This window comes from Microcoleus sp. BR0-C5 (assembly GCF_036705045.1).
GTDB lineage: Bacteria > Cyanobacteriota > Cyanobacteriia > Cyanobacteriales > Microcoleaceae > Microcoleus.
In genome coordinates this window covers 74,594-87,524 of the sequence record NZ_JAUBTR010000006.1, presented here as the reverse complement: position 1 = coordinate 87,524, position 12,931 = coordinate 74,594, and the positions used below count along the sequence as shown (strand labels likewise).

The window sequence follows — 12,931 nt, the reverse complement described above, 5'->3', positions numbered from 1 at the left end:
CCAACCCCTACTCCCCACAAGCAAATTGACTTTTGTGGAACGGGCTTCTAGCCCGTTCAAAAAAAGCCCTCAAACTCAATCCGCGAAATGCTTAATAATCGCCTCAGCAAACTCCGAACACTTCAACTCAGGCACCGGCGGCTCCATCAACCTCGCCAAATCATAAGTAACTTCACCGTTAGAAATTGCCGCTCCCAAACCCTTCTTAATCAAGTCTGCTGCTTCCTGCCATCCCATGTATTCTAACATCATCACCCCGGACAAAATCAGGGAACCGGGATTGACTTTATCCAAACCAGCGTGTTTAGGTGCAGTGCCGTGAGTCGCCTCAAAAACTGCACATTCATCACCAATATTCGCACCGGGGCCCATGCCCAATCCACCGACAATGGCGGCGGCCGCATCGGACAAATAATCCCCGTTCAGATTCATTGTCGCCAAAATCGAATACTCTGCCGGTCGGGTTTGAATTTGTTGGAAAATACTGTCAGCAATTCGGTCGTTGACCATGATTTTTTCTTTCCACTTGCCGCTGCCGTGACTGTCCCAAATTGCAAACAGAACGTCGGCTACTTCTTGACGAATTTTGGCTTGTTTTTCTGGGGTCAAAGCATCGTATCCTGGGTCTATTTGGCGAGCATTATCTTCTAAGCTAATGTCGGATTTTTTTTCTTTGTTTCCCAGAATCCAAGACTCTCTTTCCGTTACGCACTGTTCGCGAAATTCGGTGGTTGCTAATTCATAACCCCAATCTCGGAAAGCTCCTTCGGTATATTTCATGATGTTGCCTTTGTGCACCAAAGTCACTTGCTGCTTATCTTTCGGCAACCGTAAAGCGTGGGTAATGGCGCGCCGTACTAAACGCTGAGAACCTGTTTTGCTAATGGGTTTTATTCCGATTCCAGAATCGAGGCGAATTTGTTTTTTGCCATGTTCTGGTGTTGCGGGAATTAACTCATTATTCAGGAATTCAATCAATTTTTTGCCGATTTCGCTGCCTTTGGCCCATTCAATTCCGAGGTAAATATCTTCTGTATTTTCCCGGTAAATAATTACATCTAGGAGTTCAGGAGTTTTGTGTAGCGATGGTGTTCCAGCATAATATTTGCAGGGCCGCACGCAGGCGTAAAGGTCAAAGATTTGCCGCAAAGCTACGTTTAGGGATCGAATGCCGCCGCCTATGGGCGTTGTCAGCGGCCCTTTGATGGCGACTCCGTATTCTTTGATGGCGTCTAAGGAATCCTGGGGCAGATATTGGTAAGTACCGTAGACATCGCAGGCTTCGTCGCCTACATAGATTTTAAACCAGTTGATTTTTCGATCGCCACCGTAAGCCTTTTCTACCGCAGCATCCATGACTTTCTGGGATGCAGGCCACAAGTCAACGCCGGTACCGTCGCCGCGAATGAAGGGAATAATTGGGTCATTGGGGACGATCGGCAAACCGTCTTTGAAAGTAATTTTAGAACCTGTTGTCGGGGCTACAATCTTTTCGTACATATTTTAACAGCGCGGATAGCAATGTTCCCTATTTTGCCACGATTATCTGCCTAAACCTCCACCAATCCTAAATATTTGTATAAATTTAAGTTGGATTTTTGGGCGATCGGCTGCCCGTCACTGTGAGTTTTGGGCGATCGCCCATTTAAACGTAAATTTAAAAAAGTAGCAAAGATAGCAGAAGTTTCTATCAAATCTCCCTCTCTATCTTTCAGCGCTAAGGTTGAGAAGATGCTGGAAACAAGTCAGGGGATTTTAGATTTTAGATTTTAGATTTTAGATTTACTCCACACATGAATCTGGGAGGTTGAACCTTAGTCTAAAATTTTGGGTTGATAACGCACGACTTCTGTCGGAAAGTTGTATGCGTTTTTGGGCTGGATCAAAAGGTGATTGTAGCCGATGAACGCAAATAAACGCCGATTATTTTCACAAAATTTGCATTTATTTGCGATATTTTTCCTTCTGCATATTCTTTTTGACAACCCACAATATAAACCAAATGACAATAATCACCACAACAATTTTGGAAACCGGGCCCAGATAATCATCTACAAGTGTATAATTTTCCCCTAGTTTATATCCTGCAAAAGTCAGGAAACTTACCCATAAAAGAGTGCCGCCTGTTGAGTAGATTAAAAAAGGAATTAAAGGCATATTATTGATGCCAGCGGGCAGGGAAATTAGGGTGCGAACTCCAGGTACTAGGCGACACAAAAACACGGCTTTGTTGCCGTGTCTGTTAAACCATCTATTTGCTTTGTCAATATCGGCACCCGATACTGTGATCCACTTACCGTATTTGTCGGCTAAATTCCTCAAGCGTTCTTCGCTCAATAATTTACCGGCATAGTACCAGGGAAGTGCCCCCAAAACTGTACCGATTACTCCTGCTGCGATCGCCTGTGAAAACTCCATTCCGCCCTTGAATACCGTGAATCCTGCCAGTGGCATAATCAATTCAGAGGGTATGGGCGGGAAAAGATTTTCTAAAAACATCAACAGGCCAATTCCGAGATAGCCCATCGACTGCATGGTGTTAGTTATCCATTCAACCATTTTGATTTAAATATTGGTAATAGGTACTTTGTATTTTGCTCGTTTTTGCTCGTTCCCCGGCTGTGCCTGGGAACACATATCTAGAGGCTCTGCCTCGACTCCCCATGAGGGAGGCAGAGCCTCCTTATATTCATTCCCCCGGCACAGCGTGGGAACGATAAACGATGATTAAGTGCCCGAAGTCCAAGAGTTTGTGTACTCAATTTGCTCCGCAGTCAAGGTATCAATGTGAATACCCATTGCTTCCAATTTGAGACGGGCAATTTCTTTGTCAACTTCCACGGGAATTGAGTGAATACCAGGCTCTAGTTTGCCTTTGTTCGTAACTAGATATTCGCAGGCTAAAGCTTGGTTAGCAAAGCTCATATCCATCACGGCGCTGGGGTGTCCTTCGGCTGCTGCCAAGTTGATCAAACGGCCTTCGCCCAACACAATAATCGATTTGCCATTATTGAGGTGATATTCTTGAGTGAAAGACCGGACTGTTTTCACGTCGGTGCTTTTTGCGCCGAGGGATTTGAGGTCAATTTCAATGTCGAAGTGACCGGAATTGCAAACAATTGCGCCGTCTTTCATTGTCTCGAAATGTTCAGCACGAATGACGTGTTTGTTGCCCGTAACGGTAATGAATATATCTCCGACTGTTGCTGCTTCGTCCATCGGCATGACGCGGAAACCGTCCATCACTGCTTCGATCGCCCGAATCGGATCGATTTCGGTGACAATTACGTTAGCACCCATACCACGGGCGCGCAGTGCCGTGCCTTTGCCGCACCAACCGTAACCTGCAACCACAATATTTTTACCGGCTAACAAAATATTGGTAGCGCGGATAATGCCGTCTAGGGTAGATTGACCGGTGCCGTAGCGGTTGTCAAAGAAGTGCTTGGTGTCGGCGTCGTTGACGTTCATGGCGGGGAAAGTCAGCACCCCGTCTTTCAACATGGCCCGCAGGCGCACGATGCCAGTAGTAGTTTCTTCGGTAGTTCCGATTAAGTCGGAAATTTGGTTCGGGCGGTGCTGGATCAGTGCCGCTACCACGTCGCTGCCGTCGTCGATGATAATATTGGGGCGGTGATCTAGGGCTGTGTAGACGTGACGTTCGTAGGTAGCTGCGTCTTCTCCTTTGAGGGCGAAGACGGAAATGCCGTAGTCTTCAACTAAGCAAGCCGCTACGTCATCTTGAGTGCTCAAGGGGTTGCTGGCGATCAGTACGGCGTCGCCACCGCCGAGTTTGATGGCGATTGCCAAATGAGCTGTTTCTGTGGTTACGTGGCAGCAAGCAGCCAAGCGAATGCCAGCGAAAGGCTTTTCTTTAGCGAAGCGTTCTTGAATTTGCCGCAAAACGGGCATTTCCCGGCCGGCCCACTCGATGCGTTGCTTTCCCAAGGGGGCGAGGGACAAGTCTTTGACTTCGTGTTTAATCTTGACGGATGTAGCAACCATGTATGTTATTTCTCAGAAATCATCAAACTTTGTTAGTTTTAGCAGATTAAGTCATCGGCGGGCAAGTGCTGTGATTTTACTCGATCGGGGTCGGCGCTGCTAATCTTAAATTTTGATTATGTTTTAATGATTAGCGAACGAGTCGATGGAGTCACCCCCACAGTGAGAGTCAAACATTCCTGTCGGCCGATGGAGCTCAATCTTTTGTGTTAGCGTGGCGTTCGGGAATTATTGGACACTCTCACTTGGGCTGCTGGCAGTTTGAGCGCCTGCCTGATTGCGTTCCCGGCTTTGCGTCCGGCAGATATCATCAGTTGCTTAGGACTGGGTTCAGTAGGGATTAGTTTCGCGTTCCCAGACATCTTCAAATACTTTTTAGCGGAAATATTGTTGCTGTTGCACGAACCGTTTCAATTGGGCGATCGGATAATTGTATAAGGCTTTGAAGGTACTGTTGAAAAGATTTTGCGGCGTTCAACTCAAGTTATTAGCGATCGGGGAGAGCGAGTTATCATGCCGAAGGGGATCGTATTTACCAATTCAGTGCGGGTAAGCTAATCCGCCTTTAAATTGCATAGTCAAATAAATCTTTACTTGTGTGGGGAGTAGGGGTTGGGCAGGAGATCACGCCCTCAATATACAATTTAAATGCACAACAGTTTACTAATAGGTCTGCCCCACAGGCGAACTAACTTGCCTTTAAATTTAGCCTATGATGTTGATACTTCAGGCTTTAACGATGGTTCTTTGCATCTTATTGTCCGCTATTGGACGCTGCGCGAACAAGCACAGGTGCGACGGACACACACCAGGGCTGTGGTGGCGATTAAAGTAGCGTGCATCCGGGCGGACATTAAAATTCCTCAACCGGTAAGCTGTTAGTCATTTAAATTTATTGCCTCCACCCCTTGCAGTATGGGGTCTGGCCCACAAATATTGCAGTTTGAATGTCGAACAGCTTATATCAAATCCACTCTTCATCGGAATAGTAAATTCGAGTTGACTGTTGACTGTTGACTGTTGACTGTTCACGGCGTCAACAGTCAACAGTCACCAGTAATATCATTCCGGTGTTACCGGAAATGATATTACTGGTGACTTTGTACGATCAAACAATTTACCGTGAGTGAGTTTTGAATTTTGAGTTGGGAGAGGGAGAGAGTGGGAGAGTGGGGTAGTGGGAAAAATCCTCTTGTTTCACGCTTGACTTCTTCCCTCAACACCGATCCGTTAAATCCATTAAATCCCGTACACTGGGCGTTGCCGAACTTCCCTCTGATATCAAATCCGCGCTTCGAAAGTCGTCAGTTTGGCGACGCCGAGTCAACACTCAACAGTCAACAGTCAACAGTCAACAATTCCGGAGGTGTGCAACCAGAATTGATATGACTTCTCCCTTCTGACATTTCAAATCAAGCAAAAGGCGAGCCGATTTCTCATGAGCGCGCCTCCTAATTGAATTTTATTTTGTCAAACGTCATTGAGGAGATTGTTCCCATTTGAAAAAAATCAGGAAGTCGTCTTGCTAGCGCGGCGGCGGCGTGCTGCAACCAAGCCACCCAAACCGAGAGCCAAACCAGTCATTGTCATCGGTTCTGGAACTGCTTCTGCGCTGACTGTGAAGTCTTGGAAGTCTGAGTCCTTGCTGTTACCACGATCGTCGAATGAGATTAGCGTGCCTCCATTAAACAGAGAACTTGTTCCGTTTGTGTATTGTCCGGCAGCTTGGAAGGCGTTCGTTGTTTCTTTGCTGAGTGCGTTCCACAGTTGCGATTGCGCGCCAAACACCGCTTGCTGGCTATTGTTCAAGGCTGAGGTCGAGTAGACACTGCCCTTGCTGCCGCTGTTGAGTCCCAAAGTATAAATTTGATTGGCCAGGAATGTGAATACTTTCGATCCAGTACCCAAGACTGTATTACCCTGAGTTCCTTTCCATTCGTTCATCGAGCCGTTGTCTGAGGGTTTAATTTCCGAAAACAGGGTGCTAATTAGAGTGGGCGCCTGGCCATTAACACTGTAGATTCCGAAAGAGGAAGTATACGCACCGTGAGATTCTTTGAACTTAAAGTTGACAGTTGTATCTTGGTCGAATTTGATGCCGTTGGTACCAAAGGAGAAGGCCTGAGCTGGAGCTCCGGCGCCAAACAGAGCTGTAGCGGCTGCGGTAGCTGTGAGGACGGATAATAGTTTGGTATTCATAACCTGATTCCTTTTGTGCGATGGTCTTAATAATTTCATTATGCGATACTTTTTTGTATTTGGTTCACTTTAGGTAAAGTTTGACATATTCTTTATCAAGCCTTTACATAACCTTCACAAATGCTGTCTATCGCCTCGGCTCGCGGGCGAGCGCTCCCTCATAATACCCACTAAATAATTATAAATATTGTGGCTTGAAACCTTGCAGTCGCGGGCATGGGAGCGCGGGGCAGCCAAAGTGATGGGGATGGGGCTTATGCTAATTTTTTATTATATTCTCAAGTCTAAATCCTCAATAGCAAACACTTAAGTATAAATACGGTAATATTCGTGGCTACTGACAGTTCCAGAAGTTTTCTATTAACCCGAAACTGGGAATATTTGTTTTTTGGGGCTTGTGTAGGGGAGTTAAAGTAGTTTATCTATCGGGTAAATTACGTACAAAATGCGATCGTCGGGTTTACGTATTTTGGTTGAATTAAATAGCTCCCGTGGCGTGAGATATCCCAAAGATGCGATCGAGCAGATGCAATTTCAGCCGATTGAAGCGGTAAAAGACCGGATTGCCCCTCAACAAAGATTGTATGGAGAAGCTGTGGGCCCGTCTTTGCTCCCGATCGACCGCATCAAAACAGACCGCTGTAGCGTTCCTCTGCCCAAGGTTCGCCCCGCCGATGGTAGCCGTTGCGTTCCCAAAAACCGAGTTCTTCGGTTTCTGTAAACTCCAGGCCGTTAATCCATTTGGCGCTTTTCCAAGCGTACAAGTGGGGAACTACGAGCCGCATTGGGCCGCCGTGGTCTGCGGATAGAGGTTCGCCGAAGACGGTGTGGGCGAAAAAGTTTTCTTCTCTCAGGAAGTCGGCGATCGCAATGTTGGTAGTGTAGCCGCCGTAGCAGTGTTCCAAGACGTGCATAGCTTTCGGATCGACTTCTATATAGTTCATAAAATCTGTGACTTTGACTCCCGTCCACTGCACGTCGAGTTTTGACCACCGGGTGACGCAGTGAAAATCCGCAGTAAAGTTAGTTTGGGGCATGGCCTGGAAGTCCGACCAAGTGAAGGTTTTTGGTTTTGCCAATCCCCAGACTTTAAATTCCCAACTTTCAATGCTGACAGAGGGTGTATCGCCGTAGGTCAGCACAGGAAAGCCGTTGGCGAGGTATTGACCCGGGGGGACGCGATCACTGTTTTCTGATTCTGGCTTGCGAAAAAATTTGCCCAGCATTGATTCACGCTCTACAGTAACTGACTGCAATCCTGAGTATAGCTTGCAGAGATGGGCGCATCGCAATTCATCTCAAGGTAGAAAGCTTTCAGGACTTCTGCCGAAATAAAAATCCCACAATCCTGCCTGATGCCAACCTACTTCTGCCTTCTGAGAGAGGCTAAGCTAAAAATTCCAAAATATATCACCCCATAGTATGAATTACCTAACCTTAAATTTTATCGCAATTGATGGTGCATTTCTGAATCTTTGATGTATTGTAACAATATGCTCAGATGCCATATGTAAAAAAAATTGATGGGGTAAAAATCATGATCGCAAGTTGCTTGATTCCGTTGACGATATGCTTGATTGCTTGGTGGGTGACTGCCGGGACTGACAACAGAACGCTAGACGGAATTCCGGCTCCCATAGCTGCAATTATTGGAATGTGTTCGTTAATTTGGTTGGTGGCGGTGTGTCCTTGGCCTGTTGAACTCGCTCTAGTCTTAGCGGTGCTGGTTTTCGGCAAAGCTTATTTGCAAAAAATCTTGAAAGTCGGCTGAATTTTCAGGGCTAGCGCTCCTATGATTTGCGGGAGCGCGATCGGGTGCTGCTACGTTGTTAAATACGTTGTTAAAATTTTTCGCAATTTGTCTGGCTAGGTTCTCAGAGGGGGTCGCAAAGACGGAACCAACCCCAGAACTGGTGAAATTCAATTTACATATTTCGGTTAAAAATTAGAATATCAAGATCGACAGAGAAACCCGGTTCATCTTAGATAAACCGGGTTTGTGGGGGGCTGAAATTTTCAAACATCCCGCAAGAATTGCTTAGGACTTAGACAGTCGGAACACAAGAAACCTGGTTTCTGAGTCCAGGACTGTTGCTATATGTGCATAAAATGGCGAGCTGTTAAATTGGCAAGCGATTGATATCTTTATTAGAACCAATTACTACCATCGCGTCGCCCTTTCTCAAGCGTTCGCTTGGCTCCGGATTAATCTCGAACTTTTCGGCGCGACCGACTGCTAGCAAGTTCAAACCATACCTGCGCCGGAGCTCCAATTCGGAGATGGTTTTACCGTCAAATTTTTCAGGAACGAGCAACTCCACAATGCTGTGATCTGGGTCGAGGTCAAAGCGTTCTAAAATGCTGGGTTTTGTAAGAAGGCGAGCCAAAGAGCAGCCCATTTCTCGTTCTGGAAAAACTACATGATCTGCGCCAACTTTTTTCAACAGTTTTAAGTGAGTTTCCGAAGAAGCTTTGGCTATTACGTGACTTACCCCCCCTTCCTTAAGATTAAGGGTGGTGGTAATGCTTTCTGCTAGGTAATTGCCGATCGCAACAATCACGGTTTCAAATTCAAATATACCGGCTTCCCCAAGAGCGCTAGGCTCAGTAGAATCTAACTGCACAACGTGAGCAGCAATCCGATCGTTCAAAGCTTGAGTTACTTTTTTTTCATCGGTATCAACTCCCAAGACTTCGTAACCCAAGCCGTGCAGAGTAGAACACACAGCTTTGCCGAAGCGTCCCAAACCAATAACTGCAAACTGCTTGTTTTCGGCGCGCAAAGTGCGAAAAAAATTTAAAGATGACAGGTTCACTGAATATCCAGCGCTGAGCGTCTTGCTATTTAAATTTTAGCAGAGACAGCGCCGCCTCCTTTTGGTTTTTAGGTAAGTAGTAAAAGTTGATTTGGGTTGTCACCCATTGTTTAGATTATCAGCAAGGAGGCAGGATTTTTTTATCCCACTAACAAACTTTCCTCAGCATACTTAAAAGACCTGGGTTTTGGGTCGCCGAATGCAGCACTCATCAGCAGCAGCACCCCAACCCGACCTATGTACATTGTAGCAATCAAAACCAGCTTACCGATCGCTGAAATCGTGGGTGTAATCCCAGTGGACAGGCCGACCGTGGCAAAAGCTGAAACTGCTTCAAACAGCGCTGCGATAAATTCTACTTGGGGATTGGTCAGCTCGATTAAAATTGCAGATGTGAACGCGACCAACAGGGAACCAAAGAGTACGCTAATGGTTTTCAGAATCATTGCTGGCGGGATTTGACGCTGATAGCACTCCACATCTTCCTGGCCTTCGAGAACTGCTGTGGTACAGCAAAACAATATCCTAAAAGTTGTGGTTTTGATTCCGCCACCGGTGCTGCCAGGACTGGCGCCGATAAACATCAGCGCGATAGTCAGAAATAGCGAGGCTTCGGTCATTTTGCCAAGGTCAATTGTATTGAACCCCGCCGTGCGGGGAGTAACAGATTGAAACCAAGCTGCCATCAGCTTTTGAGGAAAATTTAGAGATCCGAAAGTGTCTGGGTTGTCGTATTCCAGCACCAAAAAGGCTAGCGTTCCTAAAATTAAAAGGACAGCCGTTGTAGTGGTAACAACTTTGAAGTTCAGGGAAAAAACTGTGCATATAGGGCTTTTGTTGAAGCGATCGCGCAGCCACAGGTACATTTCCATAATTACTTGATAGCCGATTCCTCCAAATATGATTAAACCACTGACTGTGAAGTTAACCATAGGCGAACTGATGTAGCCGATCAAATTATCTGAATAGATGCTAAAACCCGCGTTGTTAAAGGAATTAACGCTGTGAAATATAGCAGACCACACACCCTCTTTAAATCCGTATTGGGGGACGAAAACCGTCATCAGCAAAAACACTCCTGTTAATTCAAACAAAAGCGTTGTTGCTAGAATTGACTGCACGAGTTGTACTACGCCGGCTAGCCCGGATTTGTCGAGAGATTGTTGCAGAGCAATTTTGTCTTTCAAGCCAAAGCGGCGCCCCAATAACAGCAGCAAGAAAGTCGTGGCTGTCATGTAGCCCAAGCCTCCTATTTGCACCAGTAAAACTAGGCACAGTTGCCCCCAAAAAGAGTAATATTTTCCGACATCCACAACCGACAAGCCCGTGACGCAGACAGCGGAAGTAGAGGTAAACAGTGCTGTTATTGGATCGCTCCAAGTTCCATCAATTGTGGAAAAGGGCATCATCAGTAATAGAGCACCTGCGAGGATGACAGCGAGAAAGCCCAAAGCAATGGTTCGCGAGACAGTCATTCGATTCTAGGTTTTAGATGGGAGATTTTAGATTTGAGAGGGAACCCACAAATCGATTTTGGATTTGAGGTTTTAGAGGAAACCCACAAATCGATTTGAGATTTGAGGTTTTAGAGGGAACCCACAAATAGAGCGTCGGGCTTGGAATCAGGACATCTCTGTTTGGTGAAGGCCGGAGACCGATCGAACTCAATCGCCAAATTCTATGACAACAACGGGAAAATAACGGTAGAATTCCTTTAATAACTTGCGATCCGGCGATGACATCAACACTTTACCAGCAAATTCAGCAACTTTACGACGCTTCTAGCGGTTTGTGGGAGCAGGTGTGGGGCGAACATATGCACCACGGTTACTACGGCCCGGATGGCAATTTGAAAAAAGAGCGCCGACAGGCTCAGATAGATTTGATAGAAGAACTGCTGGGCTGGGCTGGAGTACCGTCAGAGAAGGCACTCTGTGAATCTTACCGCATTCTCGATGTCGGTTGCGGGATCGGCGGCAGCACGCTGTATTTGACTCAAAAGTTTAGTTCGATCGCGGAAAATAATTTAAAGTTGGATGGCAGGAGTGATCGTGATTTTAGCAGATCGGCCGAACAAAATAAAACGGGCGCTAGCGTCGTTACAGCTACCGGCATTACTCTGAGTCCGGTACAGGCCAACAGAGCGACCGAACGCGCTAAAATTGCAGGGCTTGAAAGCAATGTGAATTTTTTGGTGGCCGATGCTTTGAATATGCCTTTTCCTGACGAGTCATTCGACTTGGTTTGGTCGCTCGAAAGTGGCGAACATATGCCAGACAAAATTAAGTTTTTGCAGGAATGCTGCCGCGTACTCAAGCCGGGAGGAACTTTGATCTTGGCAACTTGGTGTCACCGCCCGCTGGGAGAAACGGCGGGTGAATTAACTGATGAAGAGAGAAAGGAATTGGCAGAAATTTACCGGGTTTATGCTTTGCCTTATGTGATTTCTTTGCCGGAATATGAGGAAATTGTCCGCAGTTTGCCTTTGACAAGTATTCGCACGGCTGATTGGTCAAAAGCTGTTGCTCCTTTTTGGGATGTGGTGATCGATTCTGCTTTGACTCCGAGCGCGATTTGGGGTTTGCTAACTAGCGGTTGGACGACTATTCAAGCTGCACTTGCTCTCGGATTGATGAGCCGTGGATATCAGAGCGGGTTGATTCGTTTTGGGCTGATTTGTGCTGTAAAATAACAGGCATATATCAGAGAAGTTTTGAGTCTTGAGTTGATGAGTAAGGTGTGCATTGCACACCCTACAGAATATTATTTGTTTGGTGCGGGTGTGAGATTTATGGGCAATGATTCGATTGGCAAGTCTTGGATTGATAAAAATGGCTCGGCTCCGCAAAGCTGGGTGAGGGCATTTTGGGAGTTTTCTCGGCCGCACACAATTGTGGGTACTAGCTTGAGTGTATTGGCTTTGTACGCGATCGCCCAAAGTTCGCGGCTGTTTGTGAATCCTGTATTTTGGCCCCTAGCTTTTGCCTGGTTGGCTTGCATTTGTGGCAATATTTATATTGTGGGATTGAACCAGTTAGAAGATGTTGAAATTGATAAAATTAATAAGCCGTATTTGCCGATCGCCTCGGGAGCGTTTTCTCGGAAAACCGGGGAATTAATTGTAATTGCCACGGGAATTGTAGCAATTTTGACGGCTGTTTTGCAAGGCCCGTTTTTGCTGGCTACCGTTGGCGTTAGTTTGGCGATTGGGACTGCTTATTCTCTGCCGCCAATTCGGCTGAAACGCTTTCCTTTGTGGGCGGCGCTGTGCATTTTTACTGTGCGGGGCGCGATCGTAAATTTAGGGTTATTTTTGCACTTTAATTGGGTGTTGGGTTTGGGAGGGGCGAAAAGCGCTTTTTCGGGCTGGAGTTTGGAGAGTGTGTCTTTTCGGATTCCTGCGGAAGTTTGGGTGCTGACGGTTTTTGTTGTGGTGTTTACGTTTGCGATCGCCATTTTTAAAGATATCCCCGACATGGAAGGCGACAAGCAATATAATATTACTACGTTTACGATTGAGCTGGGCAAGCCTGCCGTCTTTAATTTATCTCGCTGGGTGTTGACGGTTTGTTATTTGGGCGCGACTTTGGCGGGAGCGATCGTATTGTCTAATGTTAATTTAGTGTTTCTGGCAGTTTCTCATTTGGCGGCTTTGGGTTTGATGTGGTTTTGGAGCGCGAAAGTTGATTTGGACGATAAAATAGAAATTGCTGCATTTTATCAGTTTATCTGGAAGTTGTTTTTCTTAGAATATCTGATTTTTCCCGCAGCTTGTTTGTTGGGGTAGAAGGAAGAAGGAAGAAGGAAGTTCGGCAACGGATTCTGTAACGGATGTAACGGATGTCAGGAAGAAGGAAGAAGGAAGAAGGAAGAAGGAAGAAGGAAGAAGGAAGAAGGAAGAAGGAAGGGGG

Annotated in this window: 13 protein-coding genes and 1 pseudogene; 6 read left to right on the top strand and 8 right to left on the bottom strand. The window is 46.2% G+C overall.

What is annotated here, in order from left to right; translation table 11 throughout:
• Window positions 1-75: 75 nt before the first annotated feature.
• The 4 genes from QUB08_RS04720 to ahcY form a co-directional block, all read right to left on the bottom strand.
• Window positions 76-1,500 (bottom strand): NADP-dependent isocitrate dehydrogenase, encoded by a 1,425-nt coding sequence (locus QUB08_RS04720; protein WP_333156581.1) that lies wholly within the window; start codon window positions 1,498-1,500, stop codon window positions 76-78.
• 50 nt (window positions 1,501-1,550) lie between these two features.
• Window positions 1,551-1,694, bottom strand: coding sequence for a hypothetical protein (locus QUB08_RS04715; RefSeq protein ID WP_333223684.1), 144 nt, complete (start codon window positions 1,692-1,694; stop codon window positions 1,551-1,553).
• Between the two features lie 250 nt (window positions 1,695-1,944).
• The gene (locus QUB08_RS04710; protein ID WP_333223683.1) at window positions 1,945-2,559 is read right to left on the bottom strand and encodes a DedA family protein; all 615 of its coding nucleotides are present in this window, start codon (window positions 2,557-2,559) and stop codon (window positions 1,945-1,947) included.
• A gap of 168 nt (window positions 2,560-2,727) precedes the next feature.
• Window positions 2,728-4,005, bottom strand: a complete 1,278-nt coding sequence (gene ahcY / locus QUB08_RS04705) for an adenosylhomocysteinase (RefSeq protein WP_333047387.1) — start codon at window positions 4,003-4,005, stop codon at window positions 2,728-2,730.
• A 231-nt stretch (window positions 4,006-4,236) separates the two neighbouring features.
• Here ahcY and QUB08_RS04700 point away from each other — a divergent pair, with 231 nt between their 5' ends.
• The 3 genes and pseudogenes from QUB08_RS04700 to QUB08_RS04695 all read left to right on the top strand — a co-directional run bounded on the left by QUB08_RS04700 (window position 4,237) and on the right by QUB08_RS04695 (window position 4,887).
• A complete protein-coding gene (locus tag QUB08_RS04700) occupies window positions 4,237-4,443 on the top strand; it encodes a hypothetical protein (RefSeq protein ID WP_333223682.1) in 207 nt (68 codons plus the stop codon).
• 12 nt (window positions 4,444-4,455) lie between these two features.
• Window positions 4,456-4,563, top strand: a pseudogene (locus QUB08_RS32100) (mechanosensitive ion channel family protein); the annotation flags it as partial.
• Window positions 4,564-4,653: 90 nt separating this feature from the next.
• The gene (locus QUB08_RS04695; protein ID WP_333223681.1) at window positions 4,654-4,887 is read left to right on the top strand and encodes a hypothetical protein; all 234 of its coding nucleotides are present in this window, start codon (window positions 4,654-4,656) and stop codon (window positions 4,885-4,887) included.
• Between the two features lie 627 nt (window positions 4,888-5,514).
• Here QUB08_RS04695 and QUB08_RS04690 read toward each other — a convergent pair.
• Window positions 5,515-6,204, bottom strand: a complete 690-nt coding sequence (locus QUB08_RS04690) for a PEP-CTERM sorting domain-containing protein (protein ID WP_333223680.1) — start codon at window positions 6,202-6,204, stop codon at window positions 5,515-5,517.
• Window positions 6,205-6,830: 626 nt separating this feature from the next.
• Window positions 6,831-7,430 (bottom strand): sulfite oxidase-like oxidoreductase, encoded by a 600-nt coding sequence (locus QUB08_RS04685; protein ID WP_333223679.1) that lies wholly within the window; start codon window positions 7,428-7,430, stop codon window positions 6,831-6,833.
• Window positions 7,431-7,705: 275 nt separating this feature from the next.
• On the opposite strand from QUB08_RS04685, the gene QUB08_RS04680 reads away from it, so the two are divergent.
• Window positions 7,706-7,975, top strand: coding sequence for a hypothetical protein (locus QUB08_RS04680; RefSeq protein WP_333223678.1), 270 nt, complete (start codon window positions 7,706-7,708; stop codon window positions 7,973-7,975).
• Window positions 7,976-8,324: 349 nt separating this feature from the next.
• Here QUB08_RS04680 and QUB08_RS04675 read toward each other — a convergent pair whose 3' ends face one another.
• Together QUB08_RS04675 and QUB08_RS04670 are read right to left on the bottom strand one after the other, a co-directional pair.
• Window positions 8,325-9,020: a TrkA family potassium uptake protein gene (locus QUB08_RS04675; protein WP_333223677.1), complete on the bottom strand. Its 696-nt coding sequence runs from the start codon at window positions 9,018-9,020 to the stop codon at window positions 8,325-8,327.
• Window positions 9,021-9,160: 140 nt separating this feature from the next.
• A complete protein-coding gene (locus QUB08_RS04670) occupies window positions 9,161-10,495 on the bottom strand; it encodes a TrkH family potassium uptake protein (protein WP_333223676.1) in 1,335 nt (444 codons plus the stop codon).
• A gap of 260 nt (window positions 10,496-10,755) precedes the next feature.
• Here QUB08_RS04670 and QUB08_RS04665 point away from each other — a divergent pair, with 260 nt between their 5' ends.
• Window positions 10,756-11,712 (top strand): methyltransferase domain-containing protein, encoded by a 957-nt coding sequence (locus QUB08_RS04665; RefSeq protein ID WP_333223675.1) that lies wholly within the window; start codon window positions 10,756-10,758, stop codon window positions 11,710-11,712.
• A 36-nt stretch (window positions 11,713-11,748) separates the two neighbouring features.
• Window positions 11,749-12,807 (top strand): homogentisate phytyltransferase, encoded by a 1,059-nt coding sequence (locus QUB08_RS04660; RefSeq protein ID WP_333223674.1) that lies wholly within the window; start codon window positions 11,749-11,751, stop codon window positions 12,805-12,807.
• Window positions 12,808-12,931: the final 124 nt, after the last annotated feature.